The sequence below is a fragment of the Enterobacter sp. HK169 genome (genome assembly GCF_001719105.1).
GTDB lineage: Bacteria > Pseudomonadota > Gammaproteobacteria > Enterobacterales > Enterobacteriaceae > Enterobacter > Enterobacter asburiae_B.
The window spans coordinates 658,916-682,548 of sequence record NZ_CP017087.1 but is presented as its reverse complement, the minus strand read 5'-3'; the positions used below and the strand labels follow the sequence as shown (position 1 = coordinate 682,548).

Annotated in this window: 22 protein-coding genes; 14 read left to right on the top strand and 8 right to left on the bottom strand. The window is 57.1% G+C overall.

The window, feature by feature from the left end:
• The first annotated feature begins 53 nt into the window (after positions 1 to 53).
• Positions 54 to 938 carry a LysR substrate-binding domain-containing protein gene (locus EnteroDNA1_RS03335; protein WP_045888228.1) on the top strand — a complete coding sequence of 295 codons (885 nt, stop codon included), beginning with the start codon at positions 54 to 56 and terminating at the stop codon, positions 936 to 938.
• On the opposite strand, the gene EnteroDNA1_RS03330 is transcribed toward EnteroDNA1_RS03335, so the two are convergent.
• From EnteroDNA1_RS03330 to EnteroDNA1_RS03315, 4 genes are all read right to left on the bottom strand, one after another.
• The gene (locus EnteroDNA1_RS03330) at positions 929 to 1,840 is read right to left on the bottom strand and encodes a LysR family transcriptional regulator (RefSeq protein ID WP_064672558.1); all 912 of its coding nucleotides are present in this window, start codon (positions 1,838 to 1,840) and stop codon (positions 929 to 931) included. The genes EnteroDNA1_RS03335 and EnteroDNA1_RS03330 overlap by 10 nt on opposite strands.
• A gap of 1 nt (position 1,841) precedes the next feature.
• On the bottom strand, positions 1,842 to 2,828 hold the full coding sequence (locus EnteroDNA1_RS03325) for an MBL fold metallo-hydrolase (protein WP_064672557.1): 987 nt from the start codon (positions 2,826 to 2,828) through the stop codon (positions 1,842 to 1,844).
• Positions 2,829 to 2,969: 141 nt separating this feature from the next.
• Entirely contained in the window at positions 2,970 to 3,719 is a 750-nt protein-coding gene (locus EnteroDNA1_RS03320) for a 5'-nucleotidase, lipoprotein e(P4) family (protein WP_404997265.1), read from the bottom strand.
• Between the two features lie 86 nt (positions 3,720 to 3,805).
• Positions 3,806 to 4,333 carry a GNAT family N-acetyltransferase gene (locus tag EnteroDNA1_RS03315; RefSeq protein ID WP_064672555.1) on the bottom strand — a complete coding sequence of 176 codons (528 nt, stop codon included), beginning with the start codon at positions 4,331 to 4,333 and terminating at the stop codon, positions 3,806 to 3,808.
• A gap of 132 nt (positions 4,334 to 4,465) precedes the next feature.
• Between EnteroDNA1_RS03315 and treZ the strand changes: the two genes are divergently transcribed.
• From treZ to glgX, 3 genes are read left to right on the top strand one after another with little or no spacing between them, the layout of a single operon-like run.
• On the top strand, positions 4,466 to 6,253 hold the full coding sequence (gene treZ / locus EnteroDNA1_RS03310) for a malto-oligosyltrehalose trehalohydrolase (RefSeq protein WP_064672554.1): 1,788 nt from the start codon (positions 4,466 to 4,468) through the stop codon (positions 6,251 to 6,253).
• Complete coding sequence (treY, locus tag EnteroDNA1_RS03305) at positions 6,250 to 8,718, top strand: malto-oligosyltrehalose synthase (RefSeq protein ID WP_069302845.1); 2,469 nt, start codon at positions 6,250 to 6,252, stop codon at positions 8,716 to 8,718. Before treZ ends, treY begins: the two co-directional genes overlap by 4 nt.
• 15 nt (positions 8,719 to 8,733) lie before the next feature.
• Positions 8,734 to 10,809: a glycogen debranching protein GlgX gene (glgX, locus tag EnteroDNA1_RS03300; protein ID WP_064672552.1), complete on the top strand. Its 2,076-nt coding sequence runs from the start codon at positions 8,734 to 8,736 to the stop codon at positions 10,807 to 10,809.
• A 2-nt stretch (positions 10,810 to 10,811) separates the two neighbouring features.
• Here the strand turns inward: glgX and EnteroDNA1_RS03295 are convergent, their stop codons facing one another.
• Positions 10,812 to 11,357 carry a winged helix DNA-binding protein gene (locus EnteroDNA1_RS03295; RefSeq protein WP_039262429.1) on the bottom strand — a complete coding sequence of 182 codons (546 nt, stop codon included), beginning with the start codon at positions 11,355 to 11,357 and terminating at the stop codon, positions 10,812 to 10,814.
• Positions 11,358 to 11,556: 199 nt separating this feature from the next.
• Between EnteroDNA1_RS03295 and EnteroDNA1_RS03290 the strand changes: the two genes are divergently transcribed.
• The 6 genes from EnteroDNA1_RS03290 (at position 11,557) to EnteroDNA1_RS03270 (ending at position 15,849) form a co-directional block, all read left to right on the top strand.
• Positions 11,557 to 12,279 (top strand): DUF969 domain-containing protein, encoded by a 723-nt coding sequence (locus tag EnteroDNA1_RS03290; RefSeq protein WP_069302844.1) that lies wholly within the window; start codon positions 11,557 to 11,559, stop codon positions 12,277 to 12,279.
• On the top strand, positions 12,276 to 13,262 hold the full coding sequence (locus EnteroDNA1_RS03285) for a DUF979 domain-containing protein (RefSeq protein WP_033145579.1): 987 nt from the start codon (positions 12,276 to 12,278) through the stop codon (positions 13,260 to 13,262). Before EnteroDNA1_RS03290 ends, EnteroDNA1_RS03285 begins: the two co-directional genes overlap by 4 nt.
• A gap of 9 nt (positions 13,263 to 13,271) precedes the next feature.
• On the top strand, positions 13,272 to 14,267 hold the full coding sequence (locus tag EnteroDNA1_RS03280; protein WP_069302843.1) for a DUF2891 domain-containing protein: 996 nt from the start codon (positions 13,272 to 13,274) through the stop codon (positions 14,265 to 14,267).
• 495 nt (positions 14,268 to 14,762) lie between these two features.
• Complete coding sequence (locus EnteroDNA1_RS22510) at positions 14,763 to 14,930, top strand: hypothetical protein (protein WP_231926992.1); 168 nt, start codon at positions 14,763 to 14,765, stop codon at positions 14,928 to 14,930.
• A complete protein-coding gene (locus EnteroDNA1_RS03275) occupies positions 14,908 to 15,342 on the top strand; it encodes a hypothetical protein (RefSeq protein WP_047060899.1) in 435 nt (144 codons plus the stop codon). The genes EnteroDNA1_RS22510 and EnteroDNA1_RS03275 overlap by 23 nt, the downstream gene beginning before the upstream one ends.
• Positions 15,343 to 15,363: 21 nt before the next feature.
• Positions 15,364 to 15,849: an Hcp family type VI secretion system effector gene (locus tag EnteroDNA1_RS03270; protein ID WP_023311839.1), complete on the top strand. Its 486-nt coding sequence runs from the start codon at positions 15,364 to 15,366 to the stop codon at positions 15,847 to 15,849.
• Positions 15,850 to 15,888: 39 nt separating this feature from the next.
• Here EnteroDNA1_RS03270 and EnteroDNA1_RS03265 read toward each other — a convergent pair whose 3' ends face one another.
• Positions 15,889 to 17,289, bottom strand: coding sequence for an MFS transporter (locus EnteroDNA1_RS03265; RefSeq protein ID WP_069302842.1), 1,401 nt, complete (start codon positions 17,287 to 17,289; stop codon positions 15,889 to 15,891).
• Positions 17,290 to 17,406: 117 nt separating this feature from the next.
• Here EnteroDNA1_RS03265 and EnteroDNA1_RS03260 point away from each other — a divergent pair, with 117 nt between their 5' ends.
• On the top strand, positions 17,407 to 18,312 hold the full coding sequence (locus EnteroDNA1_RS03260) for a LysR family transcriptional regulator (protein ID WP_048974778.1): 906 nt from the start codon (positions 17,407 to 17,409) through the stop codon (positions 18,310 to 18,312).
• A 3-nt stretch (positions 18,313 to 18,315) separates the two neighbouring features.
• Here EnteroDNA1_RS03260 and EnteroDNA1_RS03255 read toward each other — a convergent pair whose 3' ends face one another.
• Positions 18,316 to 19,770: a Cu(+)/Ag(+) sensor histidine kinase gene (locus tag EnteroDNA1_RS03255; protein WP_069302841.1), complete on the bottom strand. Its 1,455-nt coding sequence runs from the start codon at positions 19,768 to 19,770 to the stop codon at positions 18,316 to 18,318.
• Positions 19,760 to 20,443, bottom strand: coding sequence for a copper/silver response regulator transcription factor (locus EnteroDNA1_RS03250; protein ID WP_069302840.1), 684 nt, complete (start codon positions 20,441 to 20,443; stop codon positions 19,760 to 19,762). The genes EnteroDNA1_RS03255 and EnteroDNA1_RS03250 overlap by 11 nt, the downstream gene beginning before the upstream one ends.
• 162 nt (positions 20,444 to 20,605) lie before the next feature.
• Between EnteroDNA1_RS03250 and EnteroDNA1_RS03245 the strand changes: the two genes are divergently transcribed.
• The 3 genes from EnteroDNA1_RS03245 to EnteroDNA1_RS03235 are packed head-to-tail and all read left to right on the top strand — an operon-like array spanning position 20,606 to position 23,623.
• Positions 20,606 to 21,991, top strand: coding sequence for an efflux transporter outer membrane subunit (locus tag EnteroDNA1_RS03245; RefSeq protein WP_069302839.1), 1,386 nt, complete (start codon positions 20,606 to 20,608; stop codon positions 21,989 to 21,991).
• A gap of 28 nt (positions 21,992 to 22,019) precedes the next feature.
• Positions 22,020 to 22,361, top strand: coding sequence for a cation efflux system protein CusF (cusF, locus tag EnteroDNA1_RS03240; protein ID WP_069302838.1), 342 nt, complete (start codon positions 22,020 to 22,022; stop codon positions 22,359 to 22,361).
• Positions 22,362 to 22,372: 11 nt separating this feature from the next.
• The gene (locus EnteroDNA1_RS03235) at positions 22,373 to 23,623 is read left to right on the top strand and encodes an efflux RND transporter periplasmic adaptor subunit (protein ID WP_069302837.1); all 1,251 of its coding nucleotides are present in this window, start codon (positions 22,373 to 22,375) and stop codon (positions 23,621 to 23,623) included.
• The last annotated feature ends 10 nt before the right edge of the window (positions 23,624 to 23,633 follow it).

Sequence of the window (23,633 nt, the reverse complement as noted above, 5' to 3'; positions counted from 1 at the left end):
CATCATTACTGCTAAATTGATAAGTAAATTCATATCAAAAAAGGAAGCGTTCCGTGCAGTTTCGTCAGATGCGCCATTTCATCGTGGTGGCCGAAGAGCTCCACATGCACCGGGCCGCTGAGCGTCTGAACATGGCGCAACCGGCCCTGAGCCAGCAGATAAAGGCGCTGGAAGAACGTTTAGGCGTCACGCTCTTTAGCCGGGCGAACCGCCGCTTAACCCTGACGCCCGCGGGTGAAGCGTTTCTGGTGAAAGCCAGGCTCGCCATTTCCCTGACCGAGCAGGCGGTTCTCGACGCCAGGCAAACGGCAAGGGGCGAGCAGGGGGTATTAAACCTGGGGTGCGTGTCGAGCGCGATGTTCGACGGCAGGCTGCCCGCCGCGCTGCGCCAGATGCATACGCGCTGGCCGGCCATTACCATGTCGCTGGTGACGGGAAACGTGCAGACGCTCTACGCGGCCGTGCAGAGCAACCAGCTCGATGTGGCTATTATCCGGGCGCCGCTGCCGTCGCTGCCTGACGATCTGCAAAGCCGCCCGTTCACGTCAGAGAAAACGGTACTTGCGCTGTATCGTCAGCACCCGCTGGCGGGATCTTCCGCGCTGACGCTTTCGTCAGTGAAGGACGAAAAATGGATCTCCCTGCGCGACCCGGAGGGAATGGGGCTGGAACAGTACTTTTATGACGCCTGCAGCGGGGCGGGCTTTCAGCCGGACGTGGTGCAAAACGCGACCGACGTGCCCACGGTGATAAGCCTGGTCTCGGCGGGGTTTGGGCTGGCGCTGCTGCCCGCCTCGGCAAAGGCGGTGAGCGTCGAGAATGTGGTTTACGTGGACATCCTCGACCGGCTCCGTGAAAGCGAGCTGACGCTGGTTTGTCACCGGATTATCCGATCAGAAGTGCTTAAAAAGTTTCTGGTTACCCTCGATCACACCTGACGCCCGGCGGCCTGCAGCAGCTGCTCGCGCAGCCAGGCATTCGCCGGATCCTGGCTGTTTTTCGGGTGCCAGTACATGTAGATGATAATCGGCTGGAGCGGCAGCGGCGGCGCAAAGAGATCCAGCGTGCCGGCAAACTGTTTCAGCATCCGTTCCGGCAGGGTGCACGCCAGGTCGGTACCGGCAACAAGCGCAGGCGCCACGGCGTAGCTCTGCGTGGACATCGCGACGTGCCGCTGGTAGCCCAGCCCGGCCAGGGTTTGATCGACAAAGCCGGTAAACGGATCTCCCGCCGATGACACCACCAGATGAGAAAGCGCGCAGTAGCTTTCCAGGTCTAACTCTCCGGTCCCGCGCGGATGGCCTTTACGCTGGGCGGTGGCAAACGTATCGTCGAGCAGTTTGCGTCTCACCCAGCCGTCATGAGCACCCGCGCTCACGCCGATGTAGATATCCACATCACCGTTTTCAAGCTGCTGCGGCAGTTCGGACATCTGTGGCAGGGCGAAGCGCAGGCGAATACCTGGAGCTTCGGTACCCACCTGGTTAAGCAGCCCGGTGCCCAGCATCAGCGCCGGGTTTTCGTGCAGGGCGATAACAAAGGTCCGGGTACTGGTCTGGGCATCAAACGTGGTGGGGGCAAATAGCGCGCTGATGCCGCGCAGCACGCTCTCCACCTGCAGCTTAAGCGCTTCCGCTCGCGGCGTGGGTAGCACCCCACGTCCATGTGGGGAGGGAATAAACAGCGGTTCGCCAAACAGCGTTCGCAGACGCGCGAGACGGGCGGACAGCGCGGGCTGGCTGATGCCCAGCCGCGCGGCCGCATGGGTGATATTCCTGTCCTGAAGCAGGGCGTCCAGGGTCAGGATCAGGTCGATGTCCATGTCAGAGACGAGCGTCATTTTATTTCGCGCTGCCGGCGTCCCGGTTGGTATAGGTCACAGGGACCCAGGCATAGCCGCCGTTTTCGCCTTTGGTGACGTACCCGATACCCGGGAACGGCAGATGGGGCGCGGCGACCAGGTCTTTATTTTTCACAAAGTCCGCAAACGCGTGTTCGCGCACGCTTGCCGCTTTGTTCTGATCTTCATCGTAGGTAATGGTCACGTCAGGCTGCGGGAACTGAACCGCCGCGGCATGAATGATGTCGCCGACAAAGGTGATCTTCTCGCCGTTGCTCGTCAGCGTGTAGAAGGCTGAACCCGGCGTATGGCCGGGATGAACCGTGCCGGTCAGCCCCGGGAGAATCTCAGATGTGCCGCTAAACGGCACCACTTTACCGGCGTCAAGATAGGGTTTTAAGGTCTTCTGCGCGACGTCAAAATAGTTCTTGCCGTAGCCGGTTTTTTTCTGATTCTCGTCGTTAAAGAAAAAGTCGACGTCCGGTTTGCCAACGAAAACGCGCGCGTTGCTGAACACCACCTTGCCGTCTTTCACCAGGCCGCCCGCGTGATCGGAGTGGGCGTGGGTCAGCAGGACTTCAGTAATGTCCTCGGGTTTAATCCCCTGGGTGGCGAGGCTCTCAATCAGACGTCCGCCGTTGCCGGGGCCAAAGAGCTGGCCTGAGCCCGTATCCACCAGAATTTTATGTCCGGGCATCGCAATCAGGAACGCGTTGATGGATACCTCAGGCGGGTTGGTCTGGAAATTTTTCGCGAGCAGCGCATCGATTTTTTGCGGCGTTGTCCGGCGCAGCAGCTTGTGCAGATCCTGCGCGACGGTCCCGTCCGTAAACGAGGTGACCAGAACGTCGCCGACCTGAACGCTGTATCCGCCCGCCGGTTGTTTAACGACGTGCTGGGGCGTCTCTGCCGACGCCTGCAGCGCAGGGTAGAAAAGCAATGAACTGGAAATCAGCGTAGAAAGAGCAAGTTTTTTCACGGTAAGCATACGAGTCTCCTTTGAAAGCGCTCATCTTACTTCTTCGTAAAATTATAAGAACCTGCCCAGAAATGATAGGACCTATAAACGCGGTGGATAGCACAACGCAGAAGCCGGGTGGCGATGCTGCCTTTCCCGGCCCGTAAAACCTTATTTTTTCAGCGGTGCGTTCCAGCCGTCCGGCGTGGCTTTGGACCAGGAGCCATAAGCGGCATTAGGCAGCACAATCCAGTCGTTTCCGAAGTGTTCCGCGCTGGCTTCAACCAGCTCGCGCTGCTGCTCGCTCGGCTTTTTATTTTTAAACTGCACGGCGAAATCCGGCAGGCTGTCGCCAAACAGCATTACGATCTGCTGCTTTTTGAGGATGCTCTGGCGACGCTCTTCCTTGCTGACCGTGTCCAGAAGCACGCTTTCATCGGACACCTGCGGAAGTCCCAGAGCTTTTAACGTCCTGAGCGTATAGGCTTTATTTTCCTGCATGCGGTCCGAGACATAATAGATACGGACCTTGCTTTGATTCACATGGTCAAGAAACGCCTTCGCGCCCGGAATTAAGCCGGGTTGTCCCTGTTTCTCCCAGTCGCTCCAGGTGTCCCATTTTGTATAGTCGTGACACTGCTCGGTGTCGCGCACCAGCAGAGGGGTGTTATCCAGTACCGTTTCATCCAGGTCCATTACCACGGCGTAATTTTCAGGCGTTTTCAGCTCTTTTAACTTTTCGTTGAAACGCTCGGTGGCAAACCGATACGTCTGCAGCTGAAGGGCCACGATCTCTGCCGATTTCTGCTGATAGCGCAGCGCCATTTCGTACGCTTTGGGTTCACACAGCTCGCCCCCGGCGGCCGTCGCCGCGGCCGTTGCACTCAAAACAGGTAATGCCAGCAGTAATACCTTAGCCATTGAATTCACACTTTTTTCCTCAACACCCTGGTTAAAATCCCGAAAGCGTAATGAAATTCAATGACAGAAATATGAAGGCCGCACCGCTAGACCAGCATGTAATACCAGAACAGGGCGATTTCGTCTTTTTCCGGTAAGGCGTTGTAGAGATAACGATCGTATCCGCCCAGGGTAAACCCGTAGTTGCGGTAAAACAGACAGGCCGAGACGTTCACATTTTGTGTTTCAAGCCGTAATCCCGGCGCGTTTACGCTGCGGGCCCAGACGTGCGCGGCGGCCATTAATTTTTGCGCGGCGCCGGTTCTGCGTTTCGTGCGCTCCACGGCAATGTAATCCACCGAGATAAACTTATTCCAGCCGATTGACGCGGTAATAAATCCCGCTATTTCACCGTCATCCGTTTCGGCAATAAGAAATATGGCGTCCGGATTAACGCAGTGGTTTTCAAGGGTTTGGATATCGAGCTCGTAGGTTTTAATCCAGGGCTCGGCGACGGCTTCGATATGCAAATCGCAGTGGATAAAGGGCTCTCGCGCAATGTGGCTAATGGTGAAAGAAAAGTCACAGCATTCAAGGCGAGCGAGGTCGGTACTGAGTCCTTTTCGAATCTGCATAGTATTCCCGGTAGTGAGTTATTTCATAAAGAATAGACGAAGCGGTTAAATTCGCTGGCCTAACACACTTTTAATCCTGAACTAAGCTTGTACTTCGTTCCGCGTAAAATGTGGGTCATTCGAGGACAATGAATGGAATTCAGGACATTTCAAAAGCAGTGGGGTGCTGAGTTTATTTCCGATGACGTTGTACGTTTTCGCGTCTGGGCAGAAGGACAGAAAGAACTTACGCTACGTCTGGCCGCCGCCGACGTGCCGATGACGGCAGCTGGCGACGGCTGGTTTCAGGCAGACGTACCCGGCGTCACGCACGGTGCAGAATATCAATTTGTTCTGCAGGACGGCATGACGGTGCCCGATCCCGCATCGCGCGCGCAAAAAGGCGACGTTAACGGCCCCTCCATCGTTATCGATCCCCAACGCTATCAGCCGGTCAACCGGGACTGGGCAGGGCGGCCGTGGGAAGATACGGTTATCTACGAGCTGCACATCGGCACGTTTACCCCGGAGGGCACCTTCCGGGCCGCCATCGACAAGCTGCCGTATCTGGCAGAGCTCGGTATTACCCAGCTTGAAGTGATGCCCGTCTCTCAGTTTGGCGGAACACGCGGCTGGGGGTATGACGGCGTGCTGCTGTACGCCCCGCACTCTGCCTACGGTACGCCGGAGGATTTCCACGCGTTTATCGACGCCGCGCACGGGCTGGGACTCTCCGTGGTGCTGGATATCGTGCTCAACCACTTCGGCCCGGAGGGGAACTATCTGCCGCTGCTGTCGCCCGCGTTTTTTGATGCACAGCGGATGACGCCGTGGGGCAACGGAATTGCTTACGAACGCGAGCCGGTAAGGCAGTACATTACCGATGCGCCACTCTACTGGCTGACGGAGTATCGTCTGGACGGCCTGCGCTTTGACGCCATCGACCAGATTAAAGACAGCGCGGAGATGCACATTCTGGAGGAGATTGCCTCAAAAATCCGCGAGGCGATCCCGCACCGCCACGTTCACCTGACCACGGAAGACAGCCGCAACGTGATTTTCCTGCATCCGCGCGATGAACAGGGCAATACGCCGCTGTTCACCGCCGAGTGGAATGATGACTTCCACAACGCTGCCCACGTGTTTGCCACCGGCGAGACCCACGCGTACTACCAGGATTTTGCCTTTGAGCCGGAGAAAAAGTTCGCCCGGGCGCTGGCGGAAGGCTTTGTCTACCAGGGCGAGATTTCGCTGCAAACCGGCGAATCCCGCGGAGTGGAGTGCCAGACGCAGCCGCCGCAGTTCTTCGTCGATTTTATTCAGAACCACGATCAGACCGGGAATCGTGCCCAGGGCGAGCGGCTGATCGCCTTGGCGGGGGCCGATAAGACGCGGGTGCTCCTTGCCGCGCTGCTGCTTTCCCCCCATATCCCGCTGCTGTTTATGGGCGAGGAGTTTGGGGAAACGCACCCGTTCCTGTTCTTCACCGATTTTCACGGCGATCTGGCAAAGGCGGTGCGGGAAGGGCGCGCGAAAGAGTTTACCGGCCATGCCGGGCACGATGAAACCGTCCCGGATCCGAACGACCTGAGCACGTTTATCCGTTCAAAACTCGACTGGAATAAGATTGCCACCGACGAAGGCAAAACGTGGCTGCGCTTCACGCGCCACCTGCTGACGCTGCGTCATCGCCATATCGTTCCGCTTCTGCGTCATGGCGGCGCCGTTGAGGGCAAAGTAATCAAGACCGCGCCCGGCATGGTGGCGGTGAGCTGGCATTTCCCGTCGGGGACGCTCTCTCTGGCGCTGAATATCGCTAGTAAGCCCGTCGTGCTGCCCGATCTCGCGGGTGAGACGCGCTTTGCCTGGCCGGAAGTCACTGACGTTTTACCGCCGAACGGTATTGTCGTTCGCTTTGCTGATGGAGAAGCATCGTTATGATCCCTTCCGCCACGTACCGTATTCAGTTCCGTAATGGCATGACCTTCGACCGCGTTGCGGCGCTGGTGCCTTACCTGAAAGATCTCGGCATCAGCCATCTCTACGCATCGCCCGTATTTACCGCCACAGCGGGTTCCACTCACGGCTATGACGTGACCAACCCGAATGAAATTGACCCCGCGATCGGCGGACGAGACGGTTTCGACCGCATGGCGGCGGCGCTTAAGCAGGCCGGCATGGGGCTGATTCTGGATATTGTCCCGAACCATATGTCCACCTCGCTGGAAAATGCCTGGTGGCGGGACGTGATTGAATACGGCCAGCAGAGCCGCTATTTCCGCTATTTCGATATCGACGGGTCGCGCCCGCTAACGCTGCCGTTCCTCGGTGACACCTTTGAGGCGGAGCTGGAGAAGGGGGCGATCGCTCTAAAACGTGACCCTGTCACGTACAAGGCCACGCTGGTTTACTACGACGCCGAGTATCCGCTCAACCCCGGCACGTACAGCGAGGATAAGAGCATCGCTGAGCTGCATGAAGCGCAAAGCTGGCGGCTGATGTCCTGGCGGGAAGCGCCGAAGCAGCTCTCGTGGCGGCGCTTCTTCGAGATCACCGGGCTGGTCGGCGTTCGGGTTGAAGACGACGCGGTTTTCGACGATTCGCACCGGCTGATCCTGGAGCTGGTTCACGCGGGCGTGGTGGACGGCCTGCGCATCGACCACGTCGACGGCCTGGCCGATCCGCTGGGGTATCTGCAGCGCCTGCGGGAGAAAACCGGGCCCGACTGCTACATCACGGTTGAAAAAATCCTCGCGAAGGGAGAACAGCTCCCCGCCGACTGGCCGGTATCCGGCACCACCGGCTACGAGTTTATCGCCTCGCTGGCGGAAGTGCTGGTCGACGACGATAACCTGTCGCGCCTGGAGACCATCCACGACGAAACGCTGGGGATAACGGTCGATCGCCACGCGGAACTGCGCGATGCCAAGGGCCTGATGACCGATCGCAATTTTGAGGGTGAATTCACCACGCTGCTTAACCTTGCTGACGATCTGGCCGGCCGCAATGAGGTTGCGCTACCGCGCGAGGAGATCCGCCACGCGCTGCGCGAGCTGCTTATCGCCTTTCCGGTCTACCGCACCTACGGCACCCGGGAGGGATTAACCCCGCCGGACGTGGCGCTGCTTAACCGCGTGATCGCCGGCGTGGAGATGTCTGAAGCGGCGCTGAGCCTGATTGTGCGCATTCTTACCGGCGATCTGCCGGAAGATTGCCGCGAGTCCGCCGCGCTGTTCAGAACCCGCTTCCAGCAGCTTACCGGGCCGCTGATGGCGAAGTCCGTTGAAGACACGCTGTTCTTTCGCCACAACCTCGAGCTGGCGCTCAATGAAGTGGGCGCCGACCCGACGCCGCGCGCGTTTTCATTATCCCGCTTCCACCAGGAGATGCGCATTCGTCTCGCCCGACAGCCCGACGCGCTGCTGGGCACCTCCACGCACGATACCAAGCGCGGGGAAGACGCCCGGGCGCGTCTCTACACCCTGACGGAAGCGCCGGAACGCTGGGGGGAAAATCTGGCCCGCTGGCGACAGATGAACCAGACTCAGGTGCGTTTTCTCAATGACGGTACCGCGCCGAACGCTGCCGATACCTGGATGATCTATCAGGCGCTGGCGGGCGTCTGGCCCGCCACGCAGTCACCGGACGACGCCGAAGGGCTTAAAGCACTCGACGCGCGATTCATCGGCTTCCTCGAGAAAGCGCTGCGCGAGGCAAAACAGCGCACCGACTGGATCGACAGCAACGAGAGCTATGAGAGCGTGGTGCTGAGCTACGCGCGGCATCTGCTTTCGCCGGACAACGCGCTGTTCCTGCAGGATTTTAGCGAGGCGATGCAGCCCTTTATCCGCGCCGGGTTGATGAACAGCCTCAGCCAGACGGTAATCAAGCTGACGGCTCCCGGCGTGCCGGATATCTATCAGGGCAGCGAGGCGCTTAACTTTAGCCTCGTTGACCCGGATAACCGACGGGAGCCGGACTTCAACGCGCTGGTGCACAACCTCAGCGCGGCGGATGCCACAGTGTTTGATAACCCGGCCTGCTGGCGAGACGGGCGCGTTAAGCAGTTCGTCACCGCCACGCTGCTGCGGCTGCGTCCGCATTACGACGCGCTATTCCGCTACGGCGACTGGCTGCCGCTTAAGGTCTCCGGCGAGCGCGAGGAGAACCTGATTGTCTATGCCCGCGTTAAGGACGAGGAGGCGCTGATTGTCGCCGTGCCGCGTCTGGTTTTTGATGTCACTGATAATCATCAGCTGTGGGTCAATACCACGGTGGCGATACCCGAGGAGCTGACGGGGAAACGCTATCGGGATCTGTTCAGCGGTGAGAGCCGCATTCTGCAAGAGACGCTGGATTTAACGTCAGAAAAGGGATGTGTACTGGTTCTGCTTACCTGCGAATAATCGTGGAGAACGAAAATGGCAAAGGATACTACGTTTGAAATTCGGGCCGGTCATGGCCAGCAGTTGGGGGCGAATTATGACGGGAAGGGCGTCAACTTCGCGCTGTTCTCCGCTCACGCCGAGCGGGTGGAGCTCTGTCTGTTTGATCCGTCCGGGAAAAACGAAATCGCCCGGCTGGAGCTGCCGGAATATACCCATGAGGTCTGGCACGGCTATGTGCCGGACCTGAAGCCCGGCGCGCTGTACGGCTATCGCGTCTACGGCCCTTACGATCCGGAAAACGGTCACCGCTTTAACCCGCACAAGCTGCTTATCGACCCCTACGCCCGCGAACTGGTGGGCGATATCGACTGGAACGACGCCCATTTCGGCTATGAGCTGGGGCATGACGAATTAGATTTAAGTTTTGATACGCGCGACAGCGCGCCGTTCACGCCGAAGTGCAAGGTCATCGACCCGAACGCCTTTGACTGGCAGGACAACAGCCGGCCAAACGTGCCCTGGCCGCATGCCGTCGTCTATGAGAGCCACGTGAAGGGCTTTACCCAGATGAACCCGGCCATCCCGCAGGAGCTGCGCGGCACGTTTGAGGGGATGGGACACAAAGCCTCGGTCGACTACATCAAGAGTCTTGGCATCACCTCGGTGGAGCTGCTGCCGGTTCACTGGTTCCCGGACGACCAGCACCTGCTTGACCGCGGCCTGAAGAACTTCTGGGGCTATAACACGCTCGGCTTTTTTGCTCCGGCGTCGCGCTACTACGGCCCGGCGGGGATCCAGGGCTTTCGCGACATGGTACGCGCGTATCACGATGCGGGCATCGAGGTGATTCTGGACGTGGTGTACAACCACACGGCGGAAGGGAACGAGCTTGGCCCCACGCTCTCGTTTAAGGGGATTGATAACTACAGCTATTACCGCACCTTGCCGGACCAGCACCGGTACTATATCAACGACACCGGGACGGGAAATACGGTCAACACCTCGCACCCGCGCGTGCTGCAGATGGTGATGGATTCGCTGCGCTACTGGGCGGAATCGATGCATATTGACGGTTTTCGTTTCGACCTGGGGACGATACTGGGCCGAGAGCCGGAAGGGTTTGACCCGCGCGGCGGTTTCTTCGACGCCATGACTCAGGATCCGGTGTTATCAAGACTTAAGCTGATTGGTGAACCCTGGGACATCGGTCCCGGCGGGTATCAGGTCGGCGGTTTCCCGCCCGGCTGGGGTGAGTGGAACGACAAATACCGCGATACCGTCCGCGAGTACTGGAAGGGCGATAACGTCTCCAACGACTTTGCCGCACGGCTGCTGGGATCCGGGGATCTGTACGACCTGCGCGGGCGTCGTCCGTGGGCCAGCGTCAACTTCATCACCGCTCACGACGGCTTTACGCTGAATGACCTGGTGTCGTACAACGAGAAGCACAACGCCGACAACGGCGAGGACAATAACGACGGGCATAACGATAATCGCTCGTACAACTATGGCGAAGAAGGGCCGACGGAGAACCCGGATATTATTGCCACCCGCGAACGGCAGAAACGTAATTTCCTGACCACGCTGCTGTTTTCCCACGGCACGCCGATGCTGCTGGCGGGGGACGAGTTTGGCCGCACGCAGAAGGGCAACAACAACGGCTACTGTCAGGACAGCGAGATCTCGTGGATCGACTGGAACGGAATAACCGAAAACGACGCTGCGCTGCGCGAGTTTACCCGACGGCTCATTGACCTTCGCGCGCAACAGCCGCTACTGCGCCGTGAAAGCTGGCGCGACGGGCTGGAGATCCGCTGGTTCAATGCCGGCGGCGGCCCGCAGCAGGCCGAGCAGTGGGATGAAGGCTCGACGCTCGGCGTCTCCATCAGCAGGCCGGATCTCAGGCAGGAGGACGGCATCTGGCACGACGTGCTGATGCTGTTCAACCCGTTTGAAGGGACCGTGCCGTTCCAGATCCCGCAGTTTGGCGAAGGGGGATGGGTGCTGGAGCTGTCTACGGCAGATGACGCTGCCGCCGGGACAGCGATCACCGACACCGTTGAGTACGAACTGGCCGGACGCAGTATTACTCTCTTCAGACGTCCTTAGCCCTAGAGTGATGCCGCCGCGCGGGCGGCGGTGTCATACAGGGAGGAGATCGTGCGTAACAGCTGCGCGGTTTCGCCAATCGACTTCCCGGCAATGCCGCTCTCCGCGTGGATAGCAATTAAACACGCCTCCCGCACGTCCCGGTATTTCATACACAACGCTTTCCCTTCCTCGGTAGTCGAGAAAAAGAGCTCTTTGCCCGCTTTCTCGCTCGTCACGTAGCCCGCCTTGACCAGCTTTTTCAGGGCGTAGGTCACCACGTGGGTATCTTCCACGTTAAGAACGAAACAGATATCGGCCAGCTTTTTCTTGCGGTCGCGGTGGTTTACGTGATGCAGCAGCGAGACGTCAAATGCGCCCATATCGGGCTCGCCGGCTGCGGTCATGCAGCGCACCATCCATTTATTGAACGCGTTGCTGGTCATGATCAGCGCGTACTCCAGCTCTGACAGTTCCGCGCAGCGCTCGGACACCAGATGGCGGGACGAGACGATCCGGCCGTCGTTGATATCGTCGTGAGGGGGGGTAGCACTCTTTTCCGAGGTCATAACGTTCCTTAGCCAGAAATGTAAACTCATCGATAAAATAAGAACATTTTATTGATAATTTGTTTACATGTTTTTGAGGTTCAGATATAGCTTTTTAGCGCAGGTTTTCCGAAACCTGTCGAAAAACACAACATCGCTCGCCGCAAAATAAAAAAATAGCCGTCGGCGCGCAACGCTCACTTTGGATAGGGTAAACGTTATGGACGGTACTACGCTGTTGCCGCTGATCGGGATACCGATCGTGGTTATTGGTTTTGCACTGCGCTTCAACCCGCTGCTGGTGGTCGTGGTGGCGGGGCTGGCGACGGGTCTGCTGGTTGGTATGGATTTCGGGATGCTGCTGGAGACCTTTGGCGAAAAGTTCGTGAATAGCCGATCCCTGGCGACCTTCATTCTGATCCTGCCGGTGATTGGTCTGCTGGAATATTACGGGCTCAAGGAGCGTGCCCAGGCCTGGGTGGCGAAGATCGCCAGCGCCACCTCGGCGCGTATTCTGATGCTCTATTTTGTCGCCCGTGAAGGCACCGCCGCGCTGGGGCTGATGTCGCTGGGCGGTCATGCCCAGACGGTGCGCCCGCTGCTGGCCCCGATGGCCGAAGGGGCGGCGCTGAACGAATACGGCGAGCTGCCGCAGCACATCCGTGACAAAATCAAAGCCCATGCCGCCGCGTGTGACAACATCGCGGTCTTCTTTGGCGAAGATATCTTTATTGCCTTCGGCGCGGTGCTGCTGATCGACGCGTTCCTGAAAGAGAACGGTATTGCGGGCATCGAACCGCTGCATATCGGCCTGTGGGCCATCCCAACCGCCATTGCGGCATTAGTTATTCATATGACGCGCCTTCTGCGCCTGGATGCCAGCATCCGTCGCGACGTCATGGCCTGGCGCGCGGAGCAGGGCACGCGGGAGGCCGCGCAATGATGACGCTTATCACCATTAACCGCGTGTACTACCTGATCGGCTTCGTCGTGATGCTGCTGGTTGTGATGACCCTGCGCGATCGCGCCAATCCGAAGCGTTTTACCACGGCGCTGTTCTGGTTTTTATTTGGCGGGATCTTCCTGTTCGGCGATCTGATGGTGCAGGAGCTGGGGAAATCGCTGGCGTACCGGATAATCGGCGGGGGCGTCATCGCTATCGCGCTGCTGGCGGGTTTTGGTCTGGTCGGAAAAGGGCACTATAAAATGTCCACCGAAGACGAACGTCTCGCCTCGTCAAACCGCCTTAAAAACTGGCTATTTTTGCCCGCGCTGATGATCCCGGTGGTGACGGTTATCGGGACGCTGTTCCTGAAGGGCGTGTCGGTTGGCGGCGTATTCCTGCTCGATCAGAAACAGCTTACCCTGGCGGCGCTGTGCGTGGCCTGCGTCGCGGCGATCCTCACCGGATGGTGGCTGACCAAAGGCACGCCGCTGCACGCCATTCGCCAGTCTCGCCGTCTTGTCGACACCATCGGCTGGGCGGTGATCCTGCCGCAGATGCTGGCCATGCTCGGCGGCGTGTTCGTGGCGGCCAATACCGGTGACTCGGTGCAGAAGGTGGTGAGCCTGTTCGTTAATCCGGATAACCGCTTTATGCTGGTGGTGATTTACTGCGTGGGGATGGCGCTGTTTACCATGATCATGGGGAATGCGTTTGCGGCCTTCCCGGTGCTGAGCGCGGGGATCGCCTTGCCGTTTCTGATTAATGTGCATCACGGCAACCCGGCGCCGCTGCTGGCGATTGGCATGTACGCGGGCTACTGCGGCACGCTGATGACGCCGATGGCCGCTAACTTCAACATTGTTCCCGCCGCGCTGCTGGAGCTGAAAGATAAATATCAGGTGATCAAGATCCAGATCCCGACCGCGTTAACCCTGCTGGTGGTGAACGTGTTCCTCATGTATTTCCTCGTGTTTCGCTAAGGAGCTGTTATGGAATTAACGCAACATCAGGCTGACGCGTTTGCCCGCATGCCTTTGACCTATTTGCGCCAGGAATACCCGAACCACATCATGCACCTGCTGAATGATGATGGTGACGTTCTGCCGCCGCGCGAACTGCACCCCATTTTCTACGGCTGTTTCGACTGGCACTCGGCGGTGCACGGCTACTGGCTGCTGCTGCGCTGCGTGCGCCTCTACCCGGAGCTGCCGAGCCGGGACGCGATCGTCGCGCTTGTCGACGAGCACCTGACGGAAGAGAACGTGGCGAAGGAGCTGGCCTATTTCACCGCGCCGTTCCGCGCCTCGTTTGAGCGCCCGTATGGTTACGGCTGGCTGCTGGCGCTGGCCCAGGAGCTAAAGCAGTCGTCGCTGCCGCAGGCCGAAGGCTGGTACCGGACGCTTGAGCCGTTAACCCAGGATATTCGTAACCGCCTGGTGGATTATCTCAGCAAGCTCACCTATCCGATCCGCGTCGGGACGCACTACAACACGGCGTTTGCCCTCGCGCTGGCGCTCGATTACGCGCGAGCCGTGGAAGATAGCGCGCTTGAGCAGGCGATTGTCACGGCGGCGGAGCGGTTTTATCTCGCCGACACGCGCTATCCTGCCCACTACGAGCCCGGCGGTGATGAGTATATTTCCGGCGCGCTGACGGAAGCGCTGCTGATGAGCAAAGTGTTGGAGGACTTCCCGGCCTGGTTTGACGCATTTCTCCCGGAGGTGGGCACCATTGCGGCGCTGATGAACCCGGCGGAAGTGAGCGATCGTACCGACCCGAAAATTGCCCATCTCGATGGGTTAAACCTCAGCCGCGCCTGGTGCATGAAGCATATTGCCAGAGCGCTTCCCGCAAACCATCCGGCGCAGCAGGCGCTTCGCGAGGCGGTGACGAAACACCTGACGGCTAGCGTTGAGCATGTGGTCGGCAGCCACTACAGCGGCGGGCACTGGCTGGCGAGCTTTGCGCTGCTGGCGCTGGAGTAAACGAACGCGCCGTCTTTCTTGCCGGGTGGCGCTGCGCTTACCCGGCCTACATTGTGCAAAGCTTCCTTGTAGGCCCGTGCAAGCGTAGCGCCGCCGGGCGAATCAGGCTGATGCCCGAACTGCAGGCGCAGCCTAAATTTCTTTATTTTTAATGCGATTAATATCTTAATCGGTTATTTTTCCGTCATTTGTCACGAAACAGATATCTTTTTTACTATCGCAAAAGTGTACGATACGTGGCCATATATCCATGTGAAAAGAGTGGTTAATATGGCTGTTATACCTTTGTTACCAAAAGAAGGAATCGCGCTTGCATTGGCAAACATGAGGATTGCAAGAGCGCATGGTATGAGTAGAAATATGGCTATCCCTACAACCTATCTTTAGTTTTATCAAAAAGTAAGAAATAAGGGGCCATGGGATTACAAGCAGGGACACCCTGAGTTAGCGAACTTTGGTAACTTCAATTATGGTTCGGCTGGCTATGCTGCCGGGATACCATCAGAAACGTTATTGATGGGGGCAGGATGGGCGCAGGAAAGAGCTAAAACCTCCAAAAAGAAATGGGGGCACTGGTATCAAAAACCGCCATATGGGGATGATCCTCACGATCAGTTTTGGATAAGTCAAAGGATTGAATATGCAAAGAAACACGGTTATTAAACGGCTTCATTATTTACTCACAACGATTTTATTGATCATTGTTTGCGGGTTTCTGACATATCAATATTATTTTAATGCACCTCCTCACGATAGCTTTGTCAGCAAACAGAAACTATCTGATACCGTCACACTGTACATAACAAAGTATGATGACGGAGGAGCTACGGTGTCGGATGTTTACCGCTTCTATTTAGATAAAGACAGCAGCGGGAACATTATGAAGGCCCTTAAAGAACGCTCGCCGTTCCTTGAAGCCAATACAAGCAATGTTACAGCTTCTGCTTATGGGAACACGGTAAATATAAAAATCACAGGTAAGGTTTATTCATTCACTAATTCGGATCTGTTCTATGCAGATGGTGTAGCGATCATGCCTGTAATTAACCTCATAGCAAATGGAATAAGAGATTAATTAGCATAAGGAGTTTTAGAAATGGCTGTACCAGTACACCTCTTTTTGAAAGACGATGGTGGAGCAATGATCCGTGGCGGTTCTGATGTTGCAGACCGTGAAGGAAGCATAGAGCTTAGAGATCTGATCCATAACCTGAGCATTCCAACAGATGAGGCAACAGGTAAACTTACAGGTACAAGGCAACACTCAGCTTTCAGTTTAACAAAAGCAATTGATTCATCCTCACCCTATCTATACAAAGCAGTGGCTACAGGTCAGACGCTTCAAAGTGCTGAATTAAAGTTCTATCACATCAATGATGCTGGTCAGGAAGTGGAATACTTCAATATTCTTATGGAAGGTGTGAAAGTCATTTCAATAACTCCAGTTATGCATGATACAAGAGATTGTCCCGGTACTGGTCACCTGGAAAATGTATCTTTGCGATACGCAAAAATCACATGGAAAATCCTGGACGGAAATATTCAATACACTGATGCGTGGAATGAACGCCTTACAGCGTAGGCGTTATAAACGAGCAGCGCCGGAAGGCGCTGCAACAGTTTACGCTGATGCCCGAACCGCAGGGCGCAGACGACTCACGCTAAACAACACCGATCCCGTTGAGGCGATGACGGCTATCCACAGCGCAAAATGCACGGCCCGGTCATGGTCTGATCCGGCCGTCGCCAGCAGCACGCCCACCGCGGCGGCGCCGAGACACTGGCCGAATGTCCTCACAATCGACAACACGCCGGAGGCATAGCTGGCATATTCCCGCGCCACGTTAGAGAGCATCTCCCGGTTATTGGGGCTCTGGAAGCAGCCAAACCCAATCCCGCAAACCAGACTGCGCAGGCAGATATTCCATGCGGAAGGATTGTCCGGCAACGTCGCCAGCAGGACCAGCCCACAGACAAAAATCATCAGCCCGATTGTCGAGATCAGCGGCGCGGAAATCGTATCTGCCCAGCGTCCCGCGTGCGGCGCGATCAGCACGATGCCAATCGGCCACGGGGTGAACAGCAGCGCGGAGACCACCGGGCTGTAGCCATACACGCTCTGAAACAGAAACGGCAGCGCGACAAAGGTGATGCCCTGACTGACAAACGAGGCCAGCGAGGTCAGGGCGGCGAGGGTAAAGCGTCCGTTTTTAAACATGACGGGCGGCAGGATGGGGCTTTGCGCGCGCCGAATCCGCCAGATAAAGGCGAGGGCGCTGACCAGCGCGAGCAGCCCCCAGCCTGTGGCCGTCTGGTTGATGTTTTGCGTCACGTGCTGAAGGCTGTCGGCCAGCATGATTGCTGAACCTAACAGCACGGCGGAGAGCACGGCGCCCGGCGCGTCAAAGGGCGAGCGGTCAACGGCCGTTTCCCGCGGCAAGGCCCGCCACGCCAGCAGCAGGGCGACGCTGCCCGGAACAATGTTAATGGCGAACAGCCACTGCCAGCTCAGCGCGTCCAGTATGGTTCCGCCAAGCACGGGGGCAATCGCCGTGCTGGAGGCGATAAGCAGGGCGTGCAGCCCCAGAATACGGCCAAGCAGTCGACCCGGAAAAACGGATCGCAGGATCGCCGGGGCGATACTCAGGGTGGCCGCGCCGCCGATGCCCTGCAGAATACGCATGCCGGTTAACATTTCCGGCGTCGCTGCCAGCGCGCAGCCGAGCGAGGTGAGCGTAAAGGTGGCAAGCCCGGCAAGAAACACCGGGCGATAGCCCACGCGCGCCGCCAGCGCCGCGAAGATGGCTAACGTCATTGCCGCTGAAAGCAGGTAACCGTTGGAGAACCAGACCGCAACGTTTGCGGGTACCTGCATCGCCCTTGCCATGGAGGGCAGCGCGATGTTGATCATGGTGCCGTCAAAGACGCCCATCAGCGTGGTGGTCATGACGGCGGCCATGACCCGGGCGCGTTCATGACCGGGTAAGCCTTCATCGCCGGGCAGGTTTGAAAATAGCGTCATCGTCGTTACTCCGCATAAGAATAGTGATGACGAAACTATAAGCATGCGGTATACAGGGCGGAAGACGCATCAGCTGCACTTAACTGTTGCATATAACGCCTTATCTTAGGAGTCACCGTGTCCGATCCTGACTTTAACCTTCTGGTTGCGCTCGACGTTCTGCTGGCCGAAGCCAGCGTGGCGGGCGCGGCGCGACGTTTGAACCTCAGCACCTCCGCCATGAGCCGCACCCTGAGCAGGCTGCGGGAGGTGACCGGCGATCCTATCCTGGTGCGGGCCGGTCGTCATATGGTGCTGACGCCCTGGGCCGAAGCCACGCGGGACCGCGCCAGAACTGCCGTGCATGAGGCGAGGGCAGTGCTACAGCCCTCCACCGACGCGCTGAAGGTTGAAAGTCTCGAGCGGCTGTTCACCATCAGAGCCAACGACGGTTTTGTGGTGGCGTTTGGGCCACTGCTGATTGCGGCGGTGGCGAGCGTTGCGCCCGGGGTGTGCATCCGCTTCTCGCCAAAACCTGAAAAAACGTCGCGCTATTTGCGCGAAGGGCTGGTCGACCTGGAGATCGGCGTGCAGAGCAATATGGGGCCTGAAATACGGCTGCAACGGCTCTTTCAGGATCGGTTTGTTGGCGCGGTGCGTAAGGGACACCCGCTGTCATTACGGCCTGACGTCAGCCTTGACGATTATGTCGCGTGGGGCCACGTGGTGGCCTCGCCGGACGGATCGCTACACGGGTTTGTCGATGACGCGCTGGCGGAACGGGGGATGAAACGCAAGGTCGCCAGCGTGGTGCCCGGATTTCCAACGGCGCTATCCGTGGCGCTGGCGTCCGATCTGATTGCCATGGTGCCGGCGCTGTACCTGCTCAATCAGCCGATGAACGAGCGCGTACACGTCTTTGAACTGCCGTTTAAAACCCGGACCATTACGGTGTCACAGATGTGGCATCCGCGCATGGAAAGGGACCCGGGACATCGATGGCTCAGGGAAAAGGTACTGGAAGTGTGTCGGGCCGTGCGCTGACGCTCAGGCCACTTTTCCCGGCACGATGAGGATGAAGCGCGTCGATGCCGCATCCGATTCCACGCGGACTTTTCCGTGGTGCGCCGAGACGATGGACTTCACGATGGCAAGCCCGATCCCGCTGCCTTCGCCTTTGCGCTGCCTTGACGGATCGACGCGATAGAAACGGTCAAACAGCTTTGGCAGATGCTCTTGCGGGATCGGCGTACCGGGATTTTCTATTATCAGTTCAACGTCGTTATCCTGTTCTCTGATGGAGACCGTCACCGCTTTCCCGGCTGGCGTATAGCGCAGGGCATTAGAGAGCAGATTATTTACTGCTCTTCTGAACATCTGCGGATCGCCTTCTATCAGGCAGGGCATCCCGTTAAATTTCAGCGTAACGTTGCGTTCTTCCGCCCAGGCTTCGAAGAAATCGAAAACTTTCATCACCTCCGCACTTAAATCAAACATCACCCGGTCAGGAACTAGCTGGTTATTATCCGCCTGCGCCAGGAAAAGCATGTCGCTGACCATCCGGGTCATGCGGTTGTACTCTTCAAGGCTGGAGTACAGAACGTCTTCCAGCTCTTTCTGCGAGCGGTTCTGGCTCAGCGCGATTTCCGTTTGCGTCACCAGGTTGGTGATGGGGGTTCTGATTTCATGTGCGATATCGGCGGAAAAATTCGCCTGACGGGTAAAGACATCTTCAATCTTTTCGATCATATGGTTGAAGGAGATGACCAGCTGTTCCAGCTCAACGGGCACGCGGGACGGCTCCAGCCGCGCGTCGAGGTTTTCTGAAGTGATATTTTTAATGGCGTTGCTGACGTTACGCAGGGGCAAATGTCCCTGACGAACCGCGATGCGAATGACAAGAATAATCAGCAGGCTGATCGCCGCGGCAATCATCAGAAGATTTTTTTTCAGCGCCTCAAGGTAGTGCAGATGAAAATTGATGGAGAGCCCGATAAGCATGACGTAGCCCTGCGTTTTGCCCTGCAGCGTCGCCGTGCCTGAAGAGGCGATAATCCGGTACGTTTCCATTTTCATGTCGGACCCGGCGTGCATGTTTGCGGCAGGGTCTTCAACCGTCCAGAGAAACACATCCTGCGCGCGGCGGTGTTCGCTAAAGTTCGCCGTGTTCATTGCCGGGCGCAAAGCCGCCCCTTGCGCCGAGCTGAACAGGATATTGCCCTGCGGATCCAGGAGCAGGACGGCCACGTTGCGATAGCTGGCGATCGACTCTTTGATCTTGCTGATTTTCTTTTGGTCAGGATCGACCGGAGACTGCAGGATGCGGTGCATCGCGGTGCTGATTTGCTGCAGATCGCTGACATCCTGCTCGGCGAAATGCTTTTCAACGGAATGCAGCATAAACCAGGTAAAGGCGAAAAAGGCCAGTATCGTGGAGAGACTGATAAAAAAGGTCAGCCGCAGGGCAAGCGAAAAAGGGCGCCCGGGAAGCTTAACGCGCATCCGGCACCTCCAGCATATAGCCCACGCCGCGCACCGTCTGGATTAGCTTAGGTTCATAATCGTTATCGATTTTCGCCCGAAGCCGCTTTACCGCCACGTCAATTGCGTTTGTGTCGCTGTCAAAATTCATGTCCCATACCTGGGAGGCAATCAGGGCGCGGGGAAGCACCTCTCCCTGATGACGCAGGAAAAACTCCAGCAGGCTGAACTCTTTGCTGGTTAAGGAGATGCGGCTTCCGGCCCGGCTTACTTTTCTCGACACGAGGTCAACCGTCAGGTCCGCCACCTGAAGCTGGCTTTCCGCGATCACCGTATTTCCGCGTCTCAACAGCGTCCTCACCCGGGCGAGCAGCTCGGCAAAAGCGAATGGCTTAATCAGATAGTCATCCGCGCCCAGCTCAAGCCCTTTAACCCGGTGTTCAATCGTGCCGAGAGCCGTGAGTAACAGGATGGGCATCCCTTTTCCCGCAGAGCGGAGCATGCGGACAATGTCCCAGCCGTTCACATCGGGCAGCATGATATCCAGAATCAGCAGATCGTATTCAGCGGTCATGGCGAGATGGTAGCCGTTCAGGCCATTATCCGCGTGGTCAACCACAAACCCCGCTTCAGTCAGCCCCTTACTCAGGTACTCACCGGTTTTCATTTCGTCTTCGACGATCAGTATTTTCATCGTGCTCCCCTGACTGGCTGCTGATGACATTCTAGTGAGCGTACCGCCGTTAACAATGACTTACGCTAAAAATGACAACATTGTCATTATCCTGTCACCCGTCAAACAGGATGCGTTGCGTAGAGTAGCCCTAAAACTACTCTGGACTTTATTTGAACCGTTATGTTCCTGTTAAAACGACTAAGCATCAGTACGGTATTTATTCTGGCAGGCTGCGTCTCGCTGGCCCCGGAGTACCAGCGGCCGGAGGCACCTGTCCCCCGGCAGTTTTCGCTCTCCCGTAACGGCCTGACGCCCGCGGCGGCAGGGTATCAGGATACCGGCTGGCGCAACTTTTTCGTCGACCCTCAGGTTGCCGGGCTGATTACGGAGGCCCTGAAGAACAATCGCGATCTGAAAATGGCCGCCCTGAAGGTCGAAGAGGCCCGGGCGCAGTTCAACGTGACGGATGCGGATCGCTACCCTCAGCTGAATGCCTCCTCGGGCATCACGTACAGCGGCGGGCTGAAAAGTGACAAACCCACCGCACAGCCGTACGACGCGGGCCTTGCGCTTAGCTATGAACTCGATTTCTTCGGCAAGCTGAAGAACATGAGCGAGGCCGACCGACAAAACTTTTTCGCCAGCGAAGAGGCCCGTCGCGCGGTGCATATCCTGCTCGTCTCTAACGTTTCCCAGAGCTATTTCAACCAGCAGCTGGCGTATAAACAGCTGCGTATCGCGCAGGATACGCTGAACAATTACCGGCAGTCTTATGCGTTCGTTGAGCAGCAGCTGGTGACGGGCAGTACGAACGTCCTGGCGCTGGAACAGGCCCGGGGACAGATCGAAAACACGCAGGCAGAGATTGCCAAAAGAGAGGGGGAGCTGGCGCAGGCCAATAACGCCCTGCAGCTGGTCCTCGGCACGTATCGCGCGCTGCCGGGTGACGGCGGCATGAACGCCAGCGACGTTGCGCCGGTAAAACTGCCTCCCCATCTTTCCTCCGAGATACTGCTGCAGCGCCCGGATATTATGGAAGCGGAGTATCAGCTTAAAGCGGCCGATGCGAATATCGGTGCGGCGCGCGCCGCCTTTTTCCCGTCTATTTCCCTGACCAGCGGGCTTTCAACGGGCAGCACGGAGTTGTCCAGCCTCTTTACGTCCGGGAACGGGATGTGGAATTTTATTCCTAAAATTGAAATTCCCATTTTTAATGCGGGCAGAAATAAGGCCAACCTTAAGCTGGCCGAAATTCGCCAGCAGCAGTCGGTTGTGAATTACGAACAAAAAATTCAGTCCGCCTTCAAACAGGTTGCCGACGCGCTCGCGCTGCGAGACAGCATTAACCAGCAGCTTGCTGCGCAGCAGCGGTATCTTGATTCGCTACGCATCACCCAGCAGCGGGCCAGAGGGTTATATTCCAGCGGCGCTGTCAGCTATATCGAAGTGCTTGACGCGGAACGTTCTCTTTTCTCCACTCAGCAAAATATTCTCGACCTTATTTATGCTCGGCAGGTTAATGAAATTAATCTCTTCACCGCGCTCGGCGGCGGTTGGGTCGAATAACGTTATTTAATTAAACAGGAAAATAACCATGCGCAATTCACTTAAGGCCGTTGTATTTGGTGCGATCTCCATTGTGTTTTCTGCCGGCCTCCAGGCTGAAGTTCATCAGCACGAGATGATGAGTGCTGCCAGCGAAGGGACCTCAGAGCAGTTCATCACGGGAACCGGCATCGTGAAGGACATTGATCTCACGAATAAAAAAGTCACGATTTCCCATGAAGCGATCCCGGAAATTGGCTGGCCCGCGATGACCATGCGTTTTACCTTTATTCAGGCTGACGAGAGTATTAATGCCTTAAAAATCGGTAACCACGTGAATTTCTCGTTTGTTCAGCAGGGCAATCTCTCTTTACTCAAGAGCATTAAATAGCGAGACGCGGCATGGCCTCAGTAAAAATAAAATATGCCGCCGTGATAGCCAGCAGCCTTATTGCGGGAGGGCTGATATCGGTGACGGCATGGCAGGCGCTTCATTCATTTGAAAAAACAGAAAATAGCGCACCAGAAAGAAAGGTGCTTTTCTGGTATGACCCAATGAAGCCAGACGTTAAATTCGATAAGCCCGGCAAATCGCCGTTTATGGATATGGATCTGGTACCGAAATATGCGGATGAAAACGCCAATAAAAGCAGTGCCGGTATCCGTATTGATCCGACGCAGGTTCAGAACCTGGGATTAAAAACGCAAAAGGTGACGCGCGGAACGCTGAATTATGCCCAGACGATCCCGGCCAACGTCAGCTATAACGACTATCAGTTTGTCATTGTGCAGGCGCGCGCGGAGGGCTTTGTGGAAAAAGTGTACCCGCTGACGACGGGCGATAAGGTGAAGAAAGGCACGCCGCTCGTTGATATAACCATTCCTGACTGGGTAGAAGCGCAGAGCGAGTTTCTGCTGTTATCCGGTACCGGCGGAACGCCGACGCAAATCAAAGGGGTTCTGGAACGGCTTCGGCTGGCGGGTATGCCGGATGAGGATATTCAGAGGCTGCGTGCGACCCGCACTATTCAGACCCGGTTTACCATCAGGGCGCCGATCGACGGAGCGATCACGGCCTTTGATCTGCGTACCGGCATGAATATTTCCAAAGATAAGGTGGTGGCGCAAATTCAGGGGATGGATCCGGTCTGGATCGGCGCGGCAGTGCCTGAATCCATTGCTTATCTGCTGAAAGAGACCTCGCAGTTTGCGGTTTCGATACCGGCTTATCCGGATAAATCCTTCCCGGTTGATAAATGGAGTCTTCTGCCGAGCGTGGATCCAACCACCCGTACGCTGCAGGTGCGCCTGCAGGTCGATAACAAGGATGAGCTGCTTAAACCGGGCATGAATGCCTACCTGAAGCTGAATACTCAAAGCCAGGAAATACTGCTGATCCCTTCCCAGGCCGTTATCGATACCGGTAAAGAACAGCGCGTGATTACCGTCGATGCGGACGGGAATTTTGTACCTAAAAGGATCCACGTTCTGCATGAATCTCAGCAGCAGTCCGGCATTGGTAGCGGACTGGAAGAGGGGGAGTCGGTAGTGGTCAGCGGTCTGTTCCTGATTGACTCGGAGGCCAATATTACCGGCGCGCTGGAGCGCATGCGACACGCTGAAGCCGCTGACGACGCGCATTCTGGCCATTAAGGAGACGATG

Bases quoted from the DNA above. Each gene is read 5' to 3' on its own strand.
- EnteroDNA1_RS03330 (WP_064672558.1), bottom strand. From the start codon at position 1,840: ATGACGCTCGTCTCTGACATGGACATCGACCTGATCCTGACCCTGGAC.
- EnteroDNA1_RS03325 (WP_064672557.1), bottom strand. From the start codon at position 2,828: ATGCTTACCGTGAAAAAACTTGCTCTTTCTACGCTGATTTCCAGTTCA.
- EnteroDNA1_RS03320 (WP_404997265.1), bottom strand. From the start codon at position 3,719: ATGGCTAAGGTATTACTGCTGGCATTACCTGTTTTGAGTGCAACGGCC.
- EnteroDNA1_RS03315 (WP_064672555.1), bottom strand. From the start codon at position 4,333: ATGCAGATTCGAAAAGGACTCAGTACCGACCTCGCTCGCCTTGAATGC.
- treZ (WP_064672554.1), top strand. From the start codon at position 4,466: ATGGAATTCAGGACATTTCAAAAGCAGTGGGGTGCTGAGTTTATTTCC.
- treY (WP_069302845.1), top strand. From the start codon at position 6,250: ATGATCCCTTCCGCCACGTACCGTATTCAGTTCCGTAATGGCATGACC.
- glgX (WP_064672552.1), top strand. From the start codon at position 8,734: ATGGCAAAGGATACTACGTTTGAAATTCGGGCCGGTCATGGCCAGCAG.
- EnteroDNA1_RS03295 (WP_039262429.1), bottom strand. From the start codon at position 11,357: ATGACCTCGGAAAAGAGTGCTACCCCCCCTCACGACGATATCAACGAC.
- EnteroDNA1_RS03290 (WP_069302844.1), top strand. From the start codon at position 11,557: ATGGACGGTACTACGCTGTTGCCGCTGATCGGGATACCGATCGTGGTT.
- EnteroDNA1_RS03285 (WP_033145579.1), top strand. From the start codon at position 12,276: ATGATGACGCTTATCACCATTAACCGCGTGTACTACCTGATCGGCTTC.
- EnteroDNA1_RS03280 (WP_069302843.1), top strand. From the start codon at position 13,272: ATGGAATTAACGCAACATCAGGCTGACGCGTTTGCCCGCATGCCTTTG.
- EnteroDNA1_RS03275 (WP_047060899.1), top strand. From the start codon at position 14,908: ATGCAAAGAAACACGGTTATTAAACGGCTTCATTATTTACTCACAACG.
- EnteroDNA1_RS03270 (WP_023311839.1), top strand. From the start codon at position 15,364: ATGGCTGTACCAGTACACCTCTTTTTGAAAGACGATGGTGGAGCAATG.
- EnteroDNA1_RS03265 (WP_069302842.1), bottom strand. From the start codon at position 17,289: ATGACGCTATTTTCAAACCTGCCCGGCGATGAAGGCTTACCCGGTCAT.
- EnteroDNA1_RS03255 (WP_069302841.1), bottom strand. From the start codon at position 19,770: ATGCGCGTTAAGCTTCCCGGGCGCCCTTTTTCGCTTGCCCTGCGGCTG.
- EnteroDNA1_RS03250 (WP_069302840.1), bottom strand. From the start codon at position 20,443: ATGAAAATACTGATCGTCGAAGACGAAATGAAAACCGGTGAGTACCTG.
- EnteroDNA1_RS03245 (WP_069302839.1), top strand. From the start codon at position 20,606: ATGTTCCTGTTAAAACGACTAAGCATCAGTACGGTATTTATTCTGGCA.
- cusF (WP_069302838.1), top strand. From the start codon at position 22,020: ATGCGCAATTCACTTAAGGCCGTTGTATTTGGTGCGATCTCCATTGTG.
- EnteroDNA1_RS03235 (WP_069302837.1), top strand. From the start codon at position 22,373: ATGGCCTCAGTAAAAATAAAATATGCCGCCGTGATAGCCAGCAGCCTT.